The sequence below is a fragment of the Acetobacterium sp. K1/6 genome (genome assembly GCF_034438075.1).
Classification (GTDB): domain Bacteria; phylum Bacillota; class Clostridia; order Eubacteriales; family Eubacteriaceae; genus Acetobacterium; species Acetobacterium carbinolicum.
In genome coordinates, this window is record NZ_JAXQGA010000002.1 from 209,093 (window position 1) to 229,344 (window position 20,252).

At 39.7% G+C, this 20,252-nt stretch carries 16 protein-coding genes; 13 read left to right on the top strand and 3 right to left on the bottom strand.

Features of this window, described 5'->3' with window-relative positions; translation table 11 throughout:
* Positions 1–9: 9 nt before the first annotated feature.
* From U2P91_RS02845 to U2P91_RS02890, 10 genes are all read left to right on the top strand, one after another.
* Complete coding sequence (locus U2P91_RS02845; RefSeq protein ID WP_111886695.1) at positions 10–753, top strand: tyrosine-protein phosphatase; 744 nt, start codon at positions 10–12, stop codon at positions 751–753.
* Positions 754–832: 79 nt separating this feature from the next.
* Positions 833–2,704, top strand: coding sequence for a polysaccharide biosynthesis protein (locus U2P91_RS02850; RefSeq protein WP_111886696.1), 1,872 nt, complete (start codon positions 833–835; stop codon positions 2,702–2,704).
* Between the two features lie 73 nt (positions 2,705–2,777).
* Positions 2,778–3,734: an LCP family protein gene (locus U2P91_RS02855; RefSeq protein WP_162624377.1), complete on the top strand. Its 957-nt coding sequence runs from the start codon at positions 2,778–2,780 to the stop codon at positions 3,732–3,734.
* Positions 3,735–3,769: 35 nt separating this feature from the next.
* Positions 3,770–4,462 carry a YveK family protein gene (locus U2P91_RS02860; protein ID WP_111886698.1) on the top strand — a complete coding sequence of 231 codons (693 nt, stop codon included), beginning with the start codon at positions 3,770–3,772 and terminating at the stop codon, positions 4,460–4,462.
* Position 4,463: 1 nt separating this feature from the next.
* Positions 4,464–5,147, top strand: a complete 684-nt coding sequence (locus tag U2P91_RS02865; RefSeq protein ID WP_111886699.1) for a CpsD/CapB family tyrosine-protein kinase — start codon at positions 4,464–4,466, stop codon at positions 5,145–5,147.
* 342 nt (positions 5,148–5,489) lie between these two features.
* Positions 5,490–7,085 (top strand): ABC-F family ATP-binding cassette domain-containing protein, encoded by a 1,596-nt coding sequence (locus U2P91_RS02870; RefSeq protein ID WP_111886700.1) that lies wholly within the window; start codon positions 5,490–5,492, stop codon positions 7,083–7,085.
* Positions 7,086–7,268: 183 nt separating this feature from the next.
* Positions 7,269–9,698, top strand: coding sequence for an EAL domain-containing protein (locus U2P91_RS02875; protein WP_322518993.1), 2,430 nt, complete (start codon positions 7,269–7,271; stop codon positions 9,696–9,698).
* Positions 9,699–9,885: 187 nt separating this feature from the next.
* On the top strand, positions 9,886–10,722 hold the full coding sequence (locus U2P91_RS02880; protein ID WP_111886702.1) for a 4Fe-4S binding protein: 837 nt from the start codon (positions 9,886–9,888) through the stop codon (positions 10,720–10,722).
* 25 nt (positions 10,723–10,747) lie between these two features.
* Positions 10,748–11,293: a hypothetical protein gene (locus U2P91_RS02885; RefSeq protein WP_111886703.1), complete on the top strand. Its 546-nt coding sequence runs from the start codon at positions 10,748–10,750 to the stop codon at positions 11,291–11,293.
* Positions 11,294–11,504: 211 nt separating this feature from the next.
* On the top strand, positions 11,505–13,778 hold the full coding sequence (locus U2P91_RS02890) for a PAS domain S-box protein (RefSeq protein ID WP_111886704.1): 2,274 nt from the start codon (positions 11,505–11,507) through the stop codon (positions 13,776–13,778).
* A 46-nt stretch (positions 13,779–13,824) separates the two neighbouring features.
* On the opposite strand, the gene U2P91_RS02895 is transcribed toward U2P91_RS02890, so the two are convergent.
* Positions 13,825–14,481: a YczE/YyaS/YitT family protein gene (locus tag U2P91_RS02895; RefSeq protein ID WP_111886705.1), complete on the bottom strand. Its 657-nt coding sequence runs from the start codon at positions 14,479–14,481 to the stop codon at positions 13,825–13,827.
* 182 nt (positions 14,482–14,663) lie between these two features.
* Between U2P91_RS02895 and U2P91_RS02900 the strand changes: the two genes are divergently transcribed.
* Positions 14,664–15,299: a flavodoxin family protein gene (locus U2P91_RS02900; protein ID WP_111886706.1), complete on the top strand. Its 636-nt coding sequence runs from the start codon at positions 14,664–14,666 to the stop codon at positions 15,297–15,299.
* 52 nt (positions 15,300–15,351) lie between these two features.
* Here the strand turns inward: U2P91_RS02900 and U2P91_RS02905 are convergent, their stop codons facing one another.
* Positions 15,352–16,197 carry a DUF4097 family beta strand repeat-containing protein gene (locus tag U2P91_RS02905; protein WP_111886707.1) on the bottom strand — a complete coding sequence of 282 codons (846 nt, stop codon included), beginning with the start codon at positions 16,195–16,197 and terminating at the stop codon, positions 15,352–15,354.
* The gene (locus U2P91_RS02910) at positions 16,194–16,871 is read right to left on the bottom strand and encodes a LiaF transmembrane domain-containing protein (protein ID WP_111886708.1); all 678 of its coding nucleotides are present in this window, start codon (positions 16,869–16,871) and stop codon (positions 16,194–16,196) included. Before U2P91_RS02910 ends, U2P91_RS02905 begins: the two co-directional genes overlap by 4 nt.
* A gap of 243 nt (positions 16,872–17,114) precedes the next feature.
* Between U2P91_RS02910 and U2P91_RS02915 the strand changes: the two genes are divergently transcribed.
* Entirely contained in the window at positions 17,115–17,519 is a 405-nt protein-coding gene (locus tag U2P91_RS02915; protein WP_111886709.1) for a hypothetical protein, read from the top strand.
* Between the two features lie 383 nt (positions 17,520–17,902).
* A complete protein-coding gene (locus tag U2P91_RS02920) occupies positions 17,903–20,233 on the top strand; it encodes a methyl-accepting chemotaxis protein (RefSeq protein WP_111886710.1) in 2,331 nt (776 codons plus the stop codon).
* Positions 20,234–20,252: the final 19 nt, after the last annotated feature.

Below are 20,252 nucleotides of genomic sequence, written 5' to 3' on the forward strand. Positions count from 1 at the left end.
CGTGAGATAATGATTGATACACACATACATATGATACCAGGAGTAGACGATGGTGCGAAAGATTTAGAAACTTCAGTTCAGATGATGCATATGGCAATGAATGAAGGGGTGAATGAGATGATCCTGACACCCCATTTTAATATGCCGGCCTATCATAATCAAAAGGTGGACAAGCAGTATCAATTGCTAAAAGAATATATTGTCAGAGAAAAGATTGATTTTAAGCTACATTTAGGTAACGAGATTTATCTTAGTGAAGAAAGCATGGCTGGGATCGATCAAGGAAAAGCCCATACCATGGGTGACAGTCGATACTTACTGATTGAACTCCCCTATTATCATTATTATCCATTTCACGAATCAATGCTTTTCGAGCTCCAGGAAAAAGGTTATAAAATAGTTCTAGCTCATGTCGAACGGTATGAAATATTTTCAAAAAAACCGGAAAAATTTGCGTATTTGAGTAAGAACGGTATTTATGGACAACTTACATCGCGTTATATTATGGAAAGCAAAACCAGAAAAAAGGCACTTAAGTGGATCGAAACCGGATTAATTCATATTGTTGCTTCGGATGCACATGATATGATCAAACGCCCACCTTTTATGAAAATGGCTTATGAAACGGTGATAAAAGCTTTTGGTGAAGAATGTGGACAAATGCTCTTTACGGAGAATCCGGGAATGATAATCCAAGATTGCGAATTGATGGTGCCGGCTCTAAATAAAAGGAAAAGATTCTGGTTTCATTGATAAAAAATACTTAAATCAATGAAATTTTCAAATGATCGGAGTAAAGGTCATAATTAATCTGCCAAAAGTGAGGTAACCCATGGAAACAAAATTAAGCCGACAATTATTTCTTATTGTAGCTGATATAGTGGCAGTAAATGCGGCGTTTTTATTGACTTTATTTTTACATTATGAGGGAAATATACCGTCTGAAATCATTAGCATTTATATAAATAGTGTTTTTGTTTTTACGGTTGGAAAGCTGTTGATTTACAGGTATTTTGATTTATACAACAGTTTGTGGTCCTATGCTTCGGTAGAAGAGTTATTAAAAATTCTCCTGGCAGTAGTAGTAGCGAACGTATTTGGCATTATTTATCTCATCTATATGGGAGAAAGACTATATTTTGGAATCTATATAACAAGTATGCTTTTTGAGATTGCATTTGTCAGCAGTGGGCGTTTTAGTTATCGATTGATGCGAAGTCTTAAAAACAGAAAAATCTTTATGAAACAGGATCTTGAAAAGAAAATTTTAATTATTGGTAGTGGTGCTACCGCAACACTGATCGCAACAGAGATAAAAAATCATGCGTCAAACTATGGTCAGGTAATCGGATTTATTGATGATGATGCGACAAAGCTCAATAAAACAATTGCCGGGGTGAAAGTTCTGGGAAATAACTATGATATCGGCAGCGTTGCACACAAGTATAATGTTAATGAGATTATTATTGCCACCCCAACAGCAGACCCAACAACACTTCGCATGATAATCAGTGAGTGTAAGCGTACGGCTGCCAAGGTTCGAATTGTACCGGGGATTCGTGAAATGATTGATGGTCAGGTTTCACTTAGTAAAATTCGAGATGTTGAGATTGAAGATTTACTGGGTAGAGAAACGGTTAATCTTAATATACGAGAAGTTGTCAGTTATCTAGAAGGGAAGATTATCATGGTGACTGGCGGAGGCGGTTCAATTGGGTCTGAATTGTGTAGACAAATTGCCAGATTCAACCCGGGGAAATTAATTATTCTGGATAATTATGAGAATAGTGCTTATGAAATACAAAATGAACTGATTAATGATTATGAAGATAAGATTAATTTGGACGTAATCATTGCCTCGGTACGCGATCGTGATGATGTTTTTTCAATTATTGAAACCTACCATCCGGATGTTATTTTCCATGCCGCTGCCCACAAACATGTACCATTGATGGAACGTTCACCCTGGGAAGCGATCAAAAACAACGTTTTTGGGACAAAAAACATTGCCGAAGCTGCCCATGAGTTTGGTGTCGATCGCCTGGTGATGGTTTCGACAGATAAGGCGGTCAATCCTACTAACATTATGGGTGCTAGCAAGCGGATTTGTGAAATGATCATTCAAGGACTGGCCCGACAAAGTAAAACAAAGTTTACCGCTGTTCGTTTTGGAAATGTTCTTGGTAGTAACGGCTCGGTTGTTCCCTTGTTTAAAAAACAAATTAAGGAAGGCGGTCCTGTCACCGTAACACATAAAGAGATCATCCGCTTTTTTATGACCATACCAGAAGCGGCGCAATTGGTAATACAATCCGGTGCTATCGCAAAAGGTGGAGAGATCTTTGTGTTGGATATGGGCCAACCAGTGAAAATATTTGACCTGGCGGTTGACCTCATTAAGCTTTCAGGATTAAAGCTTAATGAAGATATAGAGATTGAGATCATCGGGCTAAGACCAGGAGAAAAGCTATACGAAGAGCTGCTGATGGATGAAGAAGGCTTAACAGAAACCCGATTTGAAAAAATCAGAGTAGGTAAACCGGGTGATATTGACTATACCAAGCTTAAAAATTCACTTGAAGAACTGAGACCCTTGCTTAACTTATCTAACAAAAAAGCGCTGATCAATAGGGTTAAAACGATTGTCCCTACCTATAAAGACAATTCTGAAGTTAATCATAACAATGGGGATTACCTAAAATAGACATCGAATTGTCTGGTTAACTGTTTTAGTTCTTCAATTCATGCAAGTTAAACTGAGAAAGGAATCAAACGCCATGAAAAAACGAAAATCAATTATATTTCTATGGAGTGTTTTAATCCTGGTAATGGTTGTCAGTTTGTTCATCTTTTTAAATATGAATGACAGATCGTCGATCGGTAATAACCAGAACTCTAACTCAGAAAATGAAACAGATTTAGGTTCGATCGAGGATGTTTTAAATCAAAATAATGAAGATTTATTGGAATTGGTTGATACGAGAAAAACCGTTATTTTTGCAATTTATGGAACAGATGAACGCTCCGATGAAACGGGTAGAAGTGATATTATCATGGTGTTAATGTATGATCCGATTCAGGAAAAAATGGTAATGGCTTCACTGCCCAGAGATTTAAGGGTTAATGTCCCCGGGTATGGACTTGATAAAATCAATCATGCCTATGCTTATGGGGGAAGAGAATTAATTGATCAGACGATTGAGGAATTGTTGGGTATTAAGCTGGACTTTTCAGTAAAACTGGATTTTGATACATTTGCCAGTATCATTGAAGCGACCGGCGGTGTGAATATAATAGCACAAAAGGACTTTTATAAAAATGAGAATCAGTTAGTTATTGGTCAAGGAGAACAGCTATTAAATGGAAAAGATGCACTCTTTTATGTGAGATTCCGCAGCGATGGTGATGGCGACTATGGTCGGATTGCAAGACAGCAAGAAGTGGTTAAGGCGTTAATGAGGAATTTATCAACGATGAGTCTCAAAAAGAAATTACAATTGGTTGAAACCTATTATAACAATGGGATTGAGACGGATGCTAATATAGCTAAACTCAAAGAGTATCTCAATATGAGTGGCGGCGATGAAAATCTTACTTTTGAAAATTACCGCTTAAAAACTTATTCGGAAATTATCGATGGGTTATGGTATGAGTTATACAATCAGGAAGATTTGGATGTGATTATTAATTTGTTTAATGTTAATGAAGACATCAATCAGGAAAACTGGAACTGAAGTACTTAGTTGGCTTTAAAAGAAAGGAAAACGAAATGGAAACGACAAAAGAAGTAAATTTCAAAGAACTTTTCGAAATCATCATTAAGAAATGGTGGCTGATCCTGTTGCTGACAATTATTGGTTTCGGGGCGGCTTATGTTTATACGATAAAATATGTGACTCCCGTCTATGAGGCGAATACGGTTTTGTACATTGGTCAGGAAGGGGGGAGTTTGGGGTCAATTGATGTTTCTTTGGGTCAATTAAATGCGAATAGTCAACTCCTCGTCGATTACAAGCAAATTGCAGCAACCCGATTGGTAGTCAATGAAGTAATAAAAAACCTGGGGTTGACAATTTCCTATGATGAATTTAAAGAAAATGTTATTATCGAAAGTGTTTCGGATTCGCGGCTTTTTACAGTTGGATTTAGACACTCTGATCCACAAGTCGCGAAACAGATTGCCGATGAACTGGCTAAACAATTAACAGTTGCCGTCTTACAAATTGTTGGAGTAGAGAATATTCGAATCCTGGATCAGGCCTTGGTACCACAAGCGCCTGTTTCACCTAATACGCTTCTAAATGCTGTTATTGGCGGTTTGTTAGGTTTTTTTATAGCATTGTTTGTAATAATTTTGATGTTCCTGATTAATGATACGGTCAGAAATGACGAAGATATCGAAAATTTGATTAACATATCAGTTTTGGGTGACATTCCGGAATTTAAAGGGGAGGTTCGATAACATGGATACATTAAATTTAATCACACTAAGCGACCCCACATCACTTATAACTGAGAGTTATAAGTTGTTACGGACAAATATAAATTTTAAAAATTCAAATAACCGATATCAGGTGATGCTTATAACCAGTGCCGGGAAAGAAGAAGGGAAAAGTACGACAATTGCAAACCTGGCAGTAACATTTGCTCAGGCTGACAAGCGGGTATTGTTAATTGATGCCGATTTAAGGTTACCCAATATAAGTGCAATTTTTAATATTAATAAAAGAAAAAACGGTTTGTCCAATCTGCTTATGGATGACTTGGCATTAGAGTCACTTGTTAACAAAATGGAAAATCTTGATAAATTAGAAATTCTGACCTCGGGCAATAAACATGCTTCACCAACGGAGCTGCTGAATTCAGAAGTATTTGAAACCTTTATCAAACAATGTCGAGAAGAATACGATGTAATTCTCATTGACACACCGCCAGTACTAAGTTTTGCTGATGCTAGCATCATTTCAAAAGTGGTTGATGGTGTTTTATTGGTTATCGCTGCCAATCAAACAAAAAAATCAACGATTATTGAAGCAAAAAAAAATCTGGATAAGGTGGGCGCAACCGTCATCGGTGCGATCCTGACAAAAGTGAAGTTTAAGAAAAATGCGAACTACTACAGATATAATTCTGTCAAAGCAAAGTAACCACGCATGAAACAAAATGCGATACCGGGTATTAGTTCAAGTATTCTGGAAAATTCGAGAATAATCTGATAATATTTAGCAAAAAGAGTGGAAAATAAACGTTAAAAAGGATATAATAAAACAGCTTATGATAGAGGCTATTTGTCAGTGTTCTGATGAAGGCCTCTTCTTTACGGAAAGGTGACCAAATTATAGAAAACCAGTTGAAATGTAAGTAGACGAGATCACATCCGTAAATTAGGCGATGTGCATCGGAATGACTAATAAATAGTTAAAAAAACTGTGCAGAGCTTACTTAACTTGGATTGCCGACTAAATAAATCAGTGGAGGATTAACGATTAATGATAACAGTATCAGAACTAAGTTTAAATTTTAGCGGAACGAATCTTTTTTCCAATGTAAATATAAAATTTACCCCGGGGAATTGTTATGGGGTTATTGGGGCGAATGGCGCTGGTAAGACCACCTTTTTAAAAATACTATCTGGTGAGATTGAGCCATCAACCGGTAACGTTTTTATTCCTGAACACATGCGGATGTCAGTGCTTAAGCAGGATCATTACGCCTTTGATGCGTTTTCGGTTCTGGATACCATAATGATGGGGAATCAGCATCTTTACGCTGTAATGAAAGAAAAAGACGCGCTGTATATGAAGGAAGATTTTTCCGATGCAGATGGCATCCGGGCGGGCGAACTGGAAGGTGAATTCGCTGAAATGGGCGGCTGGGAAGCCGAATCCGATGCTTCCCGAATTATTCAGGGCCTTGGTCTGGGGGTTGATATTCTCGACGCCAGTATGGATAGCCTTGGTGGTAACGAAAAGGTTAAGGTCTTATTGGCCCAGGCTTTATTTGGCAAGCCCGAGATTATCTTACTGGATGAGCCCACTAATCACCTTGACATTCAAGCGGTGGAATGGCTGGAAGAATTTTTAATGGATTATGAAGGAACGGTTATTGTGGTATCCCATGACCGCTATTTCCTCAATAATGTCTGTACCCATATTGTCGATATTGACTTTGCTAAGATTAAGGTTTATGTTGGTAACTATGATTTCTGGTATGAGTCTAGTCAATTGATACAGCGCTTATTAAAAGATCAAAACAAGAAAAATGAGGACAAGGCCAAAGAACTGCAGAACTTTATTGCCCGATTCTCGGCTAATAAATCCAAGTCCAAACAGGCCACTTCCCGTAAAAAAATGTTGGATAAGTTAGACATCGAAGACATGCCCTCATCATCCCGAAAATATCCATGGGTCGGTTTCCAGATTGATCGGGAGCCGGGCAAGGAAATTCTAACGGTTGAGCATTTATCAAAAACTGTCGATGGGGTTAAAGTTCTCAACAACGTCAGTTTTCGGGTCAATAAGGATGATAAGATTGCTTTTGTGGCGGAGAATGAGATTGCCATGACGACCTTATTTAGAATACTTATGGAAGAAATTGAACCGGACGAAGGCAGTTTCAAATGGGGCGTCAGTACCACCCAGTCTTATTTCCCCAAAGATAATAGTGACTATTTTAATGGCTGTACCCTGAATATCTGCCAATGGCTTCAGCAATACACCGAAGAAATCACGGAAACCTATATCCGCGGGTTCCTCGGTCGAATGCTATTTTCCGGAGATGATATTTATAAAGAGGTTCAGGTTCTTTCCGGAGGAGAAAAAGTTCGCTGTATGCTTTCAAAAATCATGATGTTTGGCTCAAACGTGCTGGTTTTGGATCAGCCAACCAATCACCTTGATCTGGAGTCGATCACTGCCGTCAACAATGGTCTGATTGATTTTAAGGGCATCTTGCTATTTGCCAGTCATGATCACCAGTTTATGCAAACTGTGGCCAATCGAATTATTGAAATCAGAGAAGAAGGCATTATCGATCGATTATCGACCTATGATGAATTCATCAACTATAAAAAAACGTTGTCTTAATATTTATAAAAGCACACCTCTAATGATGGAAAAGAGATCGTCCATTTAGAGGAGTGCTTTTTTTATTCAATAAAATCACTATTTTACGTCGTTGATGTCCCGGTTTTTAAAATGACTGTTATAATTGCCATAAAAATGATATAATTCAGAAAGTTAATTCGAATGAATACATAGAGGTGCTCCATGGAAAACTTGGTATTCTTATTATCAATTGTCTTTTTTGTCTTTTTTATCTTTTATATATTATCAGGATTCTATGTCTTTTTTAAATTACCCCATGTTATTTCAACGAAGAAGGTCTATTTTTATCTTACGATTGCAATGGTTTTTGGTGGGATACTGAATTTTGTTACCCGGTATCTTATGAGCAAGGAATCCAATCTTACCGACGTATTGGTTTTAAGTTCCGTTTTGATTGGTTTTGGATTAATCATTCAGGTTGTGCAGCGGCTAGCGTTACCGGATCGGTGGAAAGATTTTGTCAATGTTTCACTGCTTGCGATATTGGTACCCATCGTTACGATGCAATTTCTGGAATTTGGGGCAATTACGATTTGGGCATTTCCTTTTATTTTAATTATTCCTTTTCTGGTCTTTAGAGAAATCGTTTATTTGGGAATGATGGCCGTCTCTATTATTTTAACTCAAATTATTGTCTGGGTAATGATGCCGCTCGTTTATGTGAAGTTAAGTGGTGTTGATTACTTGCTCAGAATTGGCTTGTTTTGTATTGGGATATGGCTGTGCTATTATATTAATCAGTTATTTTTACTAAGACTCAATGAAACGGCAGAAAAGATGAGACTTCAAGAATTGATCACCCAGATTTCATCCGATTGTGTCGGCATTAATCAGCATAATTTTGAAGCGAGTATCAACAATTTATTAAAAATCAGTAGTGAATTTTTTTTGATTGATCGTGCCTATATCTGCCTTTTTGATCAGGAGCGTGAAACATTTTCATGCATCCAGGATTATTGTCGTCAAGGCATAAAATCTGGTCAGGAGTTCATTCAAAACTTGCCGATTAATCGCAATCACTGGCGGATGGAAAAAATTCTTGAGAATGAACTGTTTGTCGCATCGGATATCAGTAAACTCCCTCAATTTGTTAATGCAGAAATTTTTAATATGGGTATTAGTTCGATTAAAGCTCAGATCATTGCACCGATTACCAGTAAAGAAAAAATTATTGGGTTTTGGGGACTTGATCAGGAAACAAAAAGTTTAGAGTGGCAGGAAGATCACTTGAATTTTATGAAAATTATCGCAAATATATTAGGTGATACGCTTACCCGGATTGATGCTGAAAAAGAACTGAATTTTATGGCGCATTATGATGAAATCACGAAGCTGCCAAACCGCAATCTTTTTACAAATTTTCTCTATTTTAGTATTGTTAAACAGGAGTTTACCCAGACCCATCTGGGCGTTGTTTTTTTAGATCTCGACTCATTTAAAGTTGTTAATAATACAGTCGGCCACGGAATGGGAGATGAGCTGCTCTATCTGGTTGGTGAAAAGATCAAACATTTAATGAAAAAGACGGATTTAGTTTCCCGCTTCAGTGGTGACGAGTTTTTGATTATGATCAGTCATATTGAAAACAAAGGTGAAATGGCTTTGATTGCCGAAAAATTGATGAATCTTTTTTATGAACCCTTTATTCTCAAAGGACAGGAATTTTTCATGACGGCCAGTGCGGGGATTGCACTCTATCCAATTGATGGGAAAGATCCTGAAGAATTGATCATGAATGCCGATATTGCCAAAATAAAGGCCAAAGAGAAAGGCCGAAATCAATATCTGCTCTGTTCTTCCGAAATGAAAGAAGAAGTAAATCGCCAGAATCAGCTTACGAATCATCTCTACCGGGCCCTGGAAAAAGGTGAGTTAATTGTCAATTACCAACCGCAAGTGTGTCTGAGTACGGGGCGAGTGACTGGGGTCGAATCACTCTTGCGTTGGCAGCATCCAGAATTAGGGCTCATCTCTCCGGCTGTCATCATCCCATTGGCTGAAAAGACAAGTTTGATTAATCCGATCGGTGAATGGGTTCTTGAAACTGCTTGTCGACAAAACAAGGCTTGGCAGGTTATGGGAATGGAACCGATATTAATGGCTGTTAATATTTCGGCCAGTCAGTTAAAAAACCCAAATCTGATCAGTCAGATCGAAGGAATTCTAAAGCGGACTGGCCTAAGTCCAGCATATCTGGAAGTGGAAATTACTGAAAGTACCGCCATTTTAGAATTCGGTGAAATTATCGGTAAGCTTAACAGCCTGAAAGAACTTGGCGTTTCGATAGCTATTGATGACTTTGGAACGGAGTATTCTTCATTGAGTCGTTTAAAAATGCTGCCTTTAGACCGACTGAAAATGGACAAGCAGTTTGTCGATGGTATCGGCTATAACCATAAGGATCAATCCATTGCCAATGCGATTATCCAACTTGGGAAAAGTTTAGGTTTGGCGGTGGTAGCAGAAGGTGTGGAAAAGGAAAAACAGGTAGCCTTTTTAAGAACGTCCCAATGTGACCTGATTCAGGGCTACTACTATTATAAACCACTTGATGCGCTAGAGATTGAAGAAATTCTAAGACGGCAGGGGTAACCGTTGGATCAGCTTTACTTAAAATATGCGGTAAGTTAGAGAGTAATTAAAGATTTGAATGCCCGAATGAGGTTTGTTTGTAGAATATTTAACAATTATGCTTGCGTTGAGCAACTAAAAAATTTACAAAGCCAGAAGCTTGGTTTATAATTAAGGTGATAAGATGAATCGGATCGAGAGGCTATAAATGGACAAAAAAGATGTAATCCAAACTGCCAAAGAATTTATTGCGAATTCTTTGGATAATCAGATAAAGTTAGAAAGTAATGCACCTCATGAGTTAGTTGGGGAAAAAATATATGATCCACCTATTTTTGGATTTTGTGAAGCGAGTGACGATGTCTTTAAGGTGCTTAAGGAACCGGAGGTGATTGGCTGTCACTTTAGAAACCCGCAGGAGTGGATGCCGACAGCTCAAACGGTGATCTCGTTTTTTCTGCCCTTTAGTGAGGCCGTAAAGGGGAGTAATCGGGAACAAAAAATTTGGCCCTCCTGGGGTTGGTTAGTTGGCCGAGTTGAAGGGCACAAATTATTGCGTTCTTTGCTATTGCATCTGCAAAATAGTATCAATCGTGCTGGTTACGCCACAATGGTGCCAACCATGGATAATAAGTTTTTTAGCATTACCGAACCGATTGAAGAACTTTGCGGTGAGCCCCTGGCGTTTACTAGCAACTGGTCAGAGCGGCACATTGCCTATCTTTGCGGTTTGGGAACCTTTGGTTTATCAAAGGGATTGATCACTGAAAAAGGAATTGCGGGAAGATTTGGTAGTCTGGTAACTGAACTTAAGTTAGAGCCCAGTCAGCGGCCTTATGAAATTTATAATGCCTATTGCACCCAGTGTGGTGCCTGCATTAAACAGTGTCCGGTCAAAGCCATCTCCATTGAAAAAGGTAAGGATCATCGATTATGCGGCATTTTTCTTGATAAAACTGCCCAAAAGTTTAAACCCCGATATGGTTGTGGTAAATGTCAGGTTAATGTGCCTTGTGAAAGCGGCATTCCCGGCCGAAATAAATAATTAGAAAACTACAATGGATGGTGTAATGTTAACAGAAAAATATAAGAAACGAGAAGAATTAGAAAAAGTCATTGAGTTTACCTATCCGGGTATTGCGCTATTGATTCGGGATTGCAATCTGGGTGATCTGGGGTCAAAATATCAGGTGGGAATGGTATTAAAAGAGCTGGGGTTTACCGACGCCAGTTTGCGTCGCGGTGGTATGGTTACGACCCATCGTCTGGCGATCCTGTCAAACCACTATGATAATATGCGGGTCTATGAGCACGATACCCATTGGGGCTTATGTGTTTTGGAAGCGGGTTCTCATTTCAAGGTACTAGATGTCTGGACAAGGGGAGACAAAACCCAGATTATCCTGCTCCATCTGCCCCCAAAAGGTTGGGAGGTCTTTGACTCTGTGGCCACCGACATGGATCAGAAGCTTGTCGATATTGTCAGAGAAGGATTTGAGCATTGTCTAAAACTTCCACCCATTCCTGAGCTTTCTACTCAGAGTTGGCTTAAGCGATGCTATTATCCAGTTGGGATGTCTGAAGATGGCGATTATTTTCCGCTTGGCACTGATTAAACTATCGTCAACCGATCGTGAGAAATCTCCTGGTAAGGATATCTCGCGATTTTTGTTTGGAAAAATTTGTTCTCCAAAAAGTAGCAGCCTTGATTGGCGGATTGCGTTTGGGGTAGATAGATAATATCAGTCAATCATAGATTAGCAGTTTGTCGTGACGTGTAGTGCTTTAATTTATCGTTTATCTAAGTGAAGGTGAGTGGGTGGAGATATGAACGATCAAAAAATAGGACAGGTAAAAGGCAAAGAATCATTTTTCGAAGACCTTTTTCGAAATAATCAGGAAATTATGCTTCTGATCGATATTGACACGCTTGAAATTAAAGACTGCAATCATTCTGCCTGTTTGTTCTACGGGAAAACCCATAGTGAGATGATAACGTTTAAGATTACCCATTTTAATTGCCTTAGTAAAGATCAAATTAAAAAAGAAGCGGAACTGGCAAAAAATAGAGAGCGTAATCAGTTTTATTTTAAGCATCGTTGTCGTAAGGGCGAAATCAGAGACGTCGAGGTGCGTTCAAGTCCCGTTTCTTTGGATGGAACAGATTATTTACTCTCGATTGTGACAGACATCAGTGGTTTGCAGCTCGATAGCGATGCACTACGAAAAGAAAACATGATGTTGGAGAAAGTGGTCGCTGAACGCACCTATGCGCTGAAGGAACTTAATGAACAGCTAATCGCCGCGCAGGCAGAATTAAAGCGCGAGATGCTTTTTATCGAAGCCTTGTTTGAAAGCATTCCAGGTTATCTTTATGTTTATGACGAAGCAGGAAAACTGATAAAGTGGAATAAAAAACATGAAGAAATGACAGGCTATTCGGCCGATGAATTGGCTCATATGACGCTTGATCAGTGGTTTGAGGGCGATGATTTGGTCAAAGTGATGGCGGCAGTAGAGGAGGTGTTTAGTAAGGGGTATGGAGAGGTAGATGCCAATCTGATTACCAAAAGCGGAAAAAAATTACTTATTCGTTCGAATGGTGTGGTAATGACCCTGGATGGAAAAAAATATTTCACCGGCGTGGGGATTGATATTACTGAGAGTAAACGTCTGGAAAGTGAATTAAAAAAAGAAAGCAAACTACTCGAAACAACCTTGGTTTCCGTTGGGGATGGGGTCATCTCATGCGATAAAAATGGTCATGTTTTGTTTATTAATCGGGTGGCAGAAGAATTGACAGGCTGGCAAAAGAAGGAAGCCCTGGGTAAGCCGATCGAAACCGTTTTTAGTATTATAAACGATAGTAATCGGGAAAAAGCTGGAAATATTGTCGCAGAAGTGATTAAGACAAAAGAAATCAGGGAGCTGGATAATCATACCCTGCTGATTGCTAAGGATGGTATAGAACGAACCATTGAAGACAGTGCCGCTCCCATTATTGACGCAAACGGCGATGTTCTGGGGGTTGTTCTGGTATTTAGAGATTACACCGAAAAAAAGCAGAAACTGGATCAGATCGAGTATTTAAGCTATCATGATCAGCTTACTGGGCTTTACAATCGGCGCTTTTACGAAGAAGAGCTTAGTCGTATGGATACGCCAAGAAACTTACCGTTTTCGCTAATTATGGGTGATGTTAATGGCCTGAAATTGGTAAACGACAGTTTTGGACATGTAATGGGGGATGAGTTATTAAAAAAAGCGGCTAAGACAATTGTCAAAGCCTGTCGAGCAGATGATGTGGTGGCAAGATTAGGCGGCGACGAATTTGTGGTACTGTTGCCAAAAACAGATCAATTAGAAGCGGAAGAAATTATCAATCGGATTGAAGAACTGGCTAAAGCTGAAAAAGTCGGTACCGTTGAACTTTCAATTTCATTTGGTTTTGAAACAAAGTTTAACGAGGAAGAAGATATTCAGCGGATTTTTAAACGAGCTGAAGACTATATGTATCGCCGTAAACTGACCGAAAGCCTGGGAATGCGGAACAAAACGGTGGGCATGATGATTGAAACCCTATTCGACAAATATCAGAAAGAAATGTTTCATTCAGAGCGGGTTGGCAAATTGTCAGCAGAGATAGGAAATAAAATCGGTTTTAATTCTAAAGATTCCCATGATCTTCAAACCGCCGGGCTGATGAACGACATCGGCAAAATCGGAATTGCGGAGGGCATTCTTGATAAGATAGAAAAACTAAATGAAACAGATTGGGATGAGATTCGGCGACATCCTGAAATCGGTTACCGGATTTTGAGTTCAGCTAATGAATTTGCCGAAATTGCGGAACATATTTTGGAGCATCATGAGCATTGGGATGGCGGTGGCTATCCTAAAGGACTAAAAGGCGAAGAGATCTCCCTGGAAGCCCGAATTATCGCTATCGCTGACGCCTATGATGCCATGACCAGGATGCGCTTGCATCGGAATGATTTAACAGCTGAAGAAGCCATTGAAGAAATCAGTCGTTGTTCCGGCACCCAATTTGATCCGGAAATTGCCAGAGTCTTTATTGAGATGATTGAAAATGAAAAATAACATAATCCAGCCCGATAATTAACCCGGTCGATCCATTAAGACCAGGTTAATTATTTTTTTTTAGCTTGCGGAGGTTCTGAAACATCACACCAAAGGTTTCGTGTTTTACCTGAGTAGGGTCAAATCTCAGAAGTCTAAACGTAATCTGTACACAAAAACCAATTGAAAAAGCTGAAATAACCGTTCCTAAACCAACCATCCCGCCGAGTAGCCAGCCAATCAGGACAACACTGATTTCCACAATACCGCGACACAGACCGACTGGTAATCCGGTTTTTCGGGTTATCGCCACCATCAGGCTGTCCCGAGGACCGGCGCCAAAGGCCGAAGAAATATAAAAATAGGTCCCCAGGGAAATAATAAAGAGACCCAAAATATGCACTAGGGTTCCAATCCAAAAATGATTAAAAAGTGGGATAAAGTCTAAAAAAAGGATGAGATCCATAAATAAACCGATCATAAACATGTTAAAAATAGTACCCAGTCCTATTTTTTCACCAAGCAGAAAAACAAGGGCGACAATAAGCGCACCCACTGCTGTGTTTATTAAACCAATGCTGACGCCTAGAGTTTGACTGATACCGCTATGAAGAACTTCCCAGGGCGCATAACCGATATTTGCCCGCATGGTAACAATAATTCCCAATCCATAAAGAAAAAGACCAAAATTCAGTTTTAAAAATCGTAAAATGTATTCTGCCATAAGGCCCTCCTTAAAGGGTAATAGTATAAGTATACCATAAATTTATTTGCGATTAAAGATCAAAGTGTACAGCGTTTGAATTTTGCTAAATTGCGCGATAGAGGTTTTACTTACTTAAAAATGTGGTATACTAAAAGCAATAAAACAGAACAGATGGAGCACTCTGCTTCGGGAGGTTAGAAATGAAAGTATTAGGCATTAATGGTAGTCCTCATGGAGAAGGCAATACATTTACAGCACTGAGTATTGCTGGTGAAATATTTGCTCAGGAGAGCATCGATTTTGAAGTTTTCGATGTTGGTATGAAAGCGGTACAGGGGTGTACTGGTTGCAATGCTTGTAGTAAAAATAAAGATGAACAGTGTATCTTTACTAAAGATGTCGTCAACGAAGGGATTCAAAAAATTAAAGAGGCTGATGGTGTTATTTTTGCCAGTCCTGTTCATTTTTCTGGCATCAGCGGAAATATGAAGTCATTTATGGATCGGGCGTTTTATGTAGCTGGCGCCAATGGCGGATTATTTCGGCATAAGGTCGGCGCTTCTCTAGTAGCGGTAAGACGTTCCGGTGGAGTGGCAAGTATTGATCAATTGAATCACTATATTACCTACTCGGAGATGGTAATGGCAACGGGCAATTACTGGAATGTTATTCATGGTCGCACTGCCGGAGAAGCTTCCCAGGATACCGAAGGCGCCCAGACCATTGAAGTTACGGCAGCCAACATGATTTGGCTGATGCGTCTCATCGAAAACGGCAAGGGTGTGGTTGCGGAACCAAATCCCTTTAAAAAAGTTTATATGCACTTTGTCAGATAAAGAAGTTGTTAATGTCAATAAAAAAAACACGTTAAACGTGTTTTTTTATTGGTTATTTAAATGTCATGTAAACCGGCCCAACTCCGCCGTCAATATTGATGCGATGAGGGGCAGATTGCGTGCCGACGCCCGTTTCTGAAATACTCCGGTCGTTGATGGTAATGGGTCCAATACCCTGGTCGACAGTGATGAAATAGTCATCAACATTGCCATTGATATCCAGATTGGTCTGGCCAACGCCGCAGTCGACTTCAAATTCTCCAGTGACAATCCCCTGGATACTAATAAGTCCCACCCCGCCGTTGATCTCAAAGTCATTGAGTTTTACGTTAGTAAAATGAACGGCTCCAGCTCCACCGCTGAGTTTACCGGAATTAGCCAGTAGCTGATCGGCCACGACTTCTCCAGCTCCCTGCTTGATGACCAGTTCATCAGTAACTAGTTGAGACAATTCACCGCGGCCGGCACCAATTTCTAGTTCCAGCTTTTTTAGTTGGGTGTTGCGGGGAATGGTAACGATAAGGTTGGTCATGCGATCTTTACCAAACAGATTCGGAAAGACTTGGGTGCTCTTTTTATCCTCAATAATAAGCTTGCCGTTGTCAAGGGTGGCATTAAGACTTGGTGGGACATTGGTTCCTTCAACGACAAAGGCATCTCCGCTTTGAAGCGTGATACTACCGGTATCAAAAGTAACAAAAACAGATTTTAAGTCACCAGTAAAATCCTGTCGAAAATTGGATTCACCTTGTTCGATGATTTGGTTTTTGTTTTCAATCAGACCAAAACCCCGCATGATGGCGACGCCCCCATTGACAATGCTGGCGATGATTCCTAATGCCAGCACCAGACCAAAAGCGATGGCCAGGTATTTAATCCAACTTTGATTACTACTCATTTGACTTCAGTCCCTCCAAAGATATTTGTGCTATTGATGTAAATCGTCGGTGGATTTTCGTCCAGCGGTCTGTTAGTCTTATTTGATGCGCCACCAAAAATCGGTGTGGTTGCCATTTCTACCCGGACATTGCTGGGAACCATCAAATCAATACCGCCAAAGACAGCAGTAGCCGAAATATAAATATCTTCGTTGATGATGGCTTGTCTCAAATCAAGGTCGACACTGCCAAAAACTGCAGTAATAGTAGCGCCGTTAAACGCTTCCCCAGGAAAGTTAATCTCCTGACCGCCAAATATAGCCGAATACTCAGGAAGTCCATCCTTTGTCATACCCTGAATTAATTTAGCGTTCTTACTGAGTCGATCCTTGAACATGATGCTCAATCCAATGGCAATAATAATGATCGGAAAGATCAGGTCCCCCAACAATGCACCGTTAAAATAGCCTCTGGCAGAAATAAATAATAACACACCAATACCTAAGCCAATAGTATTCCAGAGTTGTACGCCATTTTGCACCATACTGATAGCACAGGGAATAATGATGAATAAGGTCCACCAGCCGTCAAAAAATAGCTCAAAATTCCACAGACCAAATACGTTTCCGGCAAAGCCAAGGCCGATAACGACTAATAATAGCCCCCACAACAAGTTGCCTACTCGATTTCTCATTTTTCTCTCCTTTTTTTAAAGTTACTTTATTATAGCACGCTTCTGATAAAATTTCATTCTTCCTGGATTTATTCAAGTGAGAAAATAATTCAGTCAGAGGGCTTATAGTAATTGACTTAATGAAATAGGGTAGGTAAAATGGTAGAAAGAGGATCTAAGAATAGATGATAATCGAAAGAGGATCTTTTGAATTTAAAACAGAGAGCAGTCGATTATGTGAGATCGACAATGGAGGATAGTAACATGGGGTTAGAGAGTGTTTTATATAAATGCGACCGGGGAGTAGATCTTAAACAATTACGGCTAAAGCCCTGGGCGGTAGCTTCTGAAGTGATGGGTCGGTTTAAAAAAACGAACCAGATTCATCGCTGGTTCTTAGAAAATATTCAAAATGGGGTTGATGATGGGCGGTTTTATCTGGTGGAAGAATACCAGTTTAAAAAGCTTTACAGGCTATGTACCACGGTGGATAGCAATCCTGAGCGGGCAGAAGAATTGTTACCTACTTTAAAAGGATTTGATATTGGCAGTGCTAAATATGATGAGGTCTATTATGAGAACCTCAGCAAGGTGCTTATTATTTTAAGACATATTAATAATACCTTCGATTTTAATAATAACGATTTGGTCTATAGTAGTTCTCATTAATTTAGTAGAATTTTAGGTGCCGCTACAAATTTTGTCAGGCCGGCTGAATTTCTCATCAGCTGGCTATTCTTTTTTTTAAACACGACAATAAAATTATCGTAAAAAATTAAATAGAACTAAAGTAAGCCGGGTTAATGACGATAGTATATAAGTGGCAAATGAAAATAACCGTATACGAAAAATGAAATGACAATTGTAATTCAACAATTAATCCGCTAAACGATTGATCATGAGTTAGCTGCCTTATTCGATGCCGATAAAGAAAAAGGTAGCAACGCTTTTTTTTATTGAGGATTGCGGTTTAATTATTCGATGAAAGATGGGTATAAATTAGGATATAAGCGTTATATTATATTGAAGTAAAATTTAGGAGGAGAAAAAGGATGAAGCATGAGAAGAGTTTGTTGTCAAAGATCCTGGTAACGGTTGTTTTGCCTGTAGCAATTGTATTTTGTATCGTAGCAGGTATTGCAATGATGGTTACAAGTCAAAGTTATGACCAGTTTACAGGTATTCAAAACAGCTTATTATTAGTTTATGTAATCGGTTTAGTTGTTATTGTTGGTGTGATCGCTTTAGGAATGAAAGAAGTTTCAAACAGAATCGCCAGTCTGGCAGTGGTTGCTAACCGAATGGCAGAAGGTGATCTTGAAAGTGGACTTGGATCTGAGAAACCTCAGGATCAGTTGGGTGAAATCAGTTATGCGTTATCATTGATTGCTGAAAATATTAAAATTCAATCAGAAATGGCCGCTAAGCTGGCAGTTGGTGATTTTTCAGCAATCATCAGCCCACAGTCAGACAAGGACCAGATGGGAAATAGTTTATCAGCAGTTCAAAAGTCGGTGGGAAAACTACTCGATTATCTTAATATGATGCCGGATTTGGTTGAGAACAAAGAGTATTTTGATCGGAATATTGAAAATGACATGAAGGGTGATTATAAAAAAGCACTTGCGCAGGCAAATCAGGCTATGGAGACAGTCACCTCAAATATGGAATACTATTTAGCCATTCTGGATGCCCTGCCTTACCGTGTGACTACTACGGACAAAAATATGAAAATGGTCTTTGTCAATAAAATTCTTGAAGATCTGATGAAGTTGACCGGTACGGCTGAAAAGAGAGAAGATATTCGCGGCGCGGATTGCCATAGCTGTAATCTGGAGATGTGTCATACCGAAAACTGTGGCGTAACGATGTTAAATGGCAGTGGGGATCAACTGAATGAACTTGGCTATGCCGAGTATCGCTTTGAATTTATGGATCGATACTACCGGATGGATACCATGAACCTCATAAACAAATACGGTGAAAAGATCGGTTATGTTGAAGTATCTCATGATACAACACCGGTAATGAGTGTCAATAATTATCGGAGCGAAGCGGTAGTTCGACTGGCTGACAACCTGCATCGATTATCATTGGGAAATCTTGATCTTGATTTGCATGTAGATGAACCGGGACAATATACTAACGAAGTCTATGACCAGTTTAAAGCAATTGGGGACAGCTTAACAGAGGTTAAAAGTACTATCGGTAATCTCATTGATGATGCCAGCATGCTAACGCATGCAGCAATTGAGGGACAACTTGATGCCAGAGCCGATGAAACAAAATTCGAAGGCTCTTGGCAGGAACTGATCAGCGGGATGAACAGCATTCTTGGTGAAATAGCAAAACCCCTCAAAGAAGTTTCGGATGTGATGGATGAAATAACTAACGGAAATCTAAATGTGAGTGTAAATGGTTCTTACAGCGGTAGTTTTGAAACGTTAAAACAAGCTGTCAATTCAATGGGGAGCGGATTTGAAAAAATAGTGGGAGAAATTTCCACCGTTACAGAAGAAATTGGTAATGGAAATCTCAACTTAGAGAATGTCAGCTCATTCGGAGGGGATTTTAATAAAATTTCTGATGCCCTTAATACCATTATTGCAACCCTGAACTCACTGCTTGGAGATATTAATCATGCCGCTGAGCAGGTAAACGCCGGAGCCAATCAGGTGTCCGACAGCAGCCAGGCCCTGGCTCAGGGTTCTACCGAACAGGCTAGCTCGATCCAGGAACTAACCGCATCCATAGCAGAAATAGCTGACCAAACGAAGAACAACGCCGTCAATGCGAACAAGGCCAGGGAATTGGCGACAAATGTGATGGGCAATGCTGATAAAGGTAACCATCAAATGACCGAGATGCAGCAGTCAATGGTGGAAATTAACAAGTCATCCGAAGATATTTCCAAGATCATCAAGGTAATTGACGATATTGCCTTCCAGACCAATATTTTAGCGCTTAACGCGGCTGTGGAAGCAGCCCGGGCCGGTCAGCATGGCAAAGGCTTTGCTGTGGTAGCCGAAGAAGTCCGCACCCTGGCTGCCCGTAGTGCTGACGCTGCCAAAGAAACAACCGTTTTAATAGAAGGTTCCATTAACAAGGTGGCGGTCGGTACAAAAATTGCCGATGAAACGGCCAGTGCGTTAGATGAAATTGTAGGCGGTATTACCCAAGTCAATGACTTAGTCGACTACATCGCCACGGCCTCTAATGAACAAGCCACCGGCATCGCCCAGATTAATATGGGTGTTGAGCAGGTTGCTCAGGTCGTGCAGCAGAATTCGGCGACAGCTGAACAGAGTGCTGCTGCCAGCGAAGAACTTTCAGGACAATCAATTTTGTTAAAACAAATGATTGATCAGTTTCAACTGAGATAAAAATAGAATCAGAACTTTT

Excerpts from the sequence above, each read along its gene's own strand:
- U2P91_RS02850 (WP_111886696.1), top strand. The coding sequence starts at position 833 with ATGGAAACAAAATTAAGCCGACAATTATTTCTTATTGTAGCTGATATA.
- U2P91_RS02845 (WP_111886695.1), top strand. The coding sequence starts at position 10 with ATGATTGATACACACATACATATGATACCAGGAGTAGACGATGGTGCG.
- U2P91_RS02860 (WP_111886698.1), top strand. The coding sequence starts at position 3,770 with ATGGAAACGACAAAAGAAGTAAATTTCAAAGAACTTTTCGAAATCATC.
- U2P91_RS02865 (WP_111886699.1), top strand. The coding sequence starts at position 4,464 with ATGGATACATTAAATTTAATCACACTAAGCGACCCCACATCACTTATA.
- U2P91_RS02915 (WP_111886709.1), top strand. The coding sequence starts at position 17,115 with ATGGGGTTAGAGAGTGTTTTATATAAATGCGACCGGGGAGTAGATCTT.
- U2P91_RS02875 (WP_322518993.1), top strand. The coding sequence starts at position 7,269 with ATGGAAAACTTGGTATTCTTATTATCAATTGTCTTTTTTGTCTTTTTT.
- U2P91_RS02895 (WP_111886705.1), bottom strand. The coding sequence starts at position 14,481 with ATGGCAGAATACATTTTACGATTTTTAAAACTGAATTTTGGTCTTTTT.
- U2P91_RS02890 (WP_111886704.1), top strand. The coding sequence starts at position 11,505 with ATGAACGATCAAAAAATAGGACAGGTAAAAGGCAAAGAATCATTTTTC.
- U2P91_RS02900 (WP_111886706.1), top strand. The coding sequence starts at position 14,664 with ATGAAAGTATTAGGCATTAATGGTAGTCCTCATGGAGAAGGCAATACA.
- U2P91_RS02910 (WP_111886708.1), bottom strand. The coding sequence starts at position 16,871 with ATGAGAAATCGAGTAGGCAACTTGTTGTGGGGGCTATTATTAGTCGTT.
- U2P91_RS02870 (WP_111886700.1), top strand. The coding sequence starts at position 5,490 with ATGATAACAGTATCAGAACTAAGTTTAAATTTTAGCGGAACGAATCTT.
- U2P91_RS02885 (WP_111886703.1), top strand. The coding sequence starts at position 10,748 with ATGTTAACAGAAAAATATAAGAAACGAGAAGAATTAGAAAAAGTCATT.
- U2P91_RS02905 (WP_111886707.1), bottom strand. The coding sequence starts at position 16,197 with ATGAGTAGTAATCAAAGTTGGATTAAATACCTGGCCATCGCTTTTGGT.
- U2P91_RS02880 (WP_111886702.1), top strand. The coding sequence starts at position 9,886 with ATGGACAAAAAAGATGTAATCCAAACTGCCAAAGAATTTATTGCGAAT.
- U2P91_RS02855 (WP_162624377.1), top strand. The coding sequence starts at position 2,778 with ATGAAAAAACGAAAATCAATTATATTTCTATGGAGTGTTTTAATCCTG.
- U2P91_RS02920 (WP_111886710.1), top strand. The coding sequence starts at position 17,903 with ATGAAGCATGAGAAGAGTTTGTTGTCAAAGATCCTGGTAACGGTTGTT.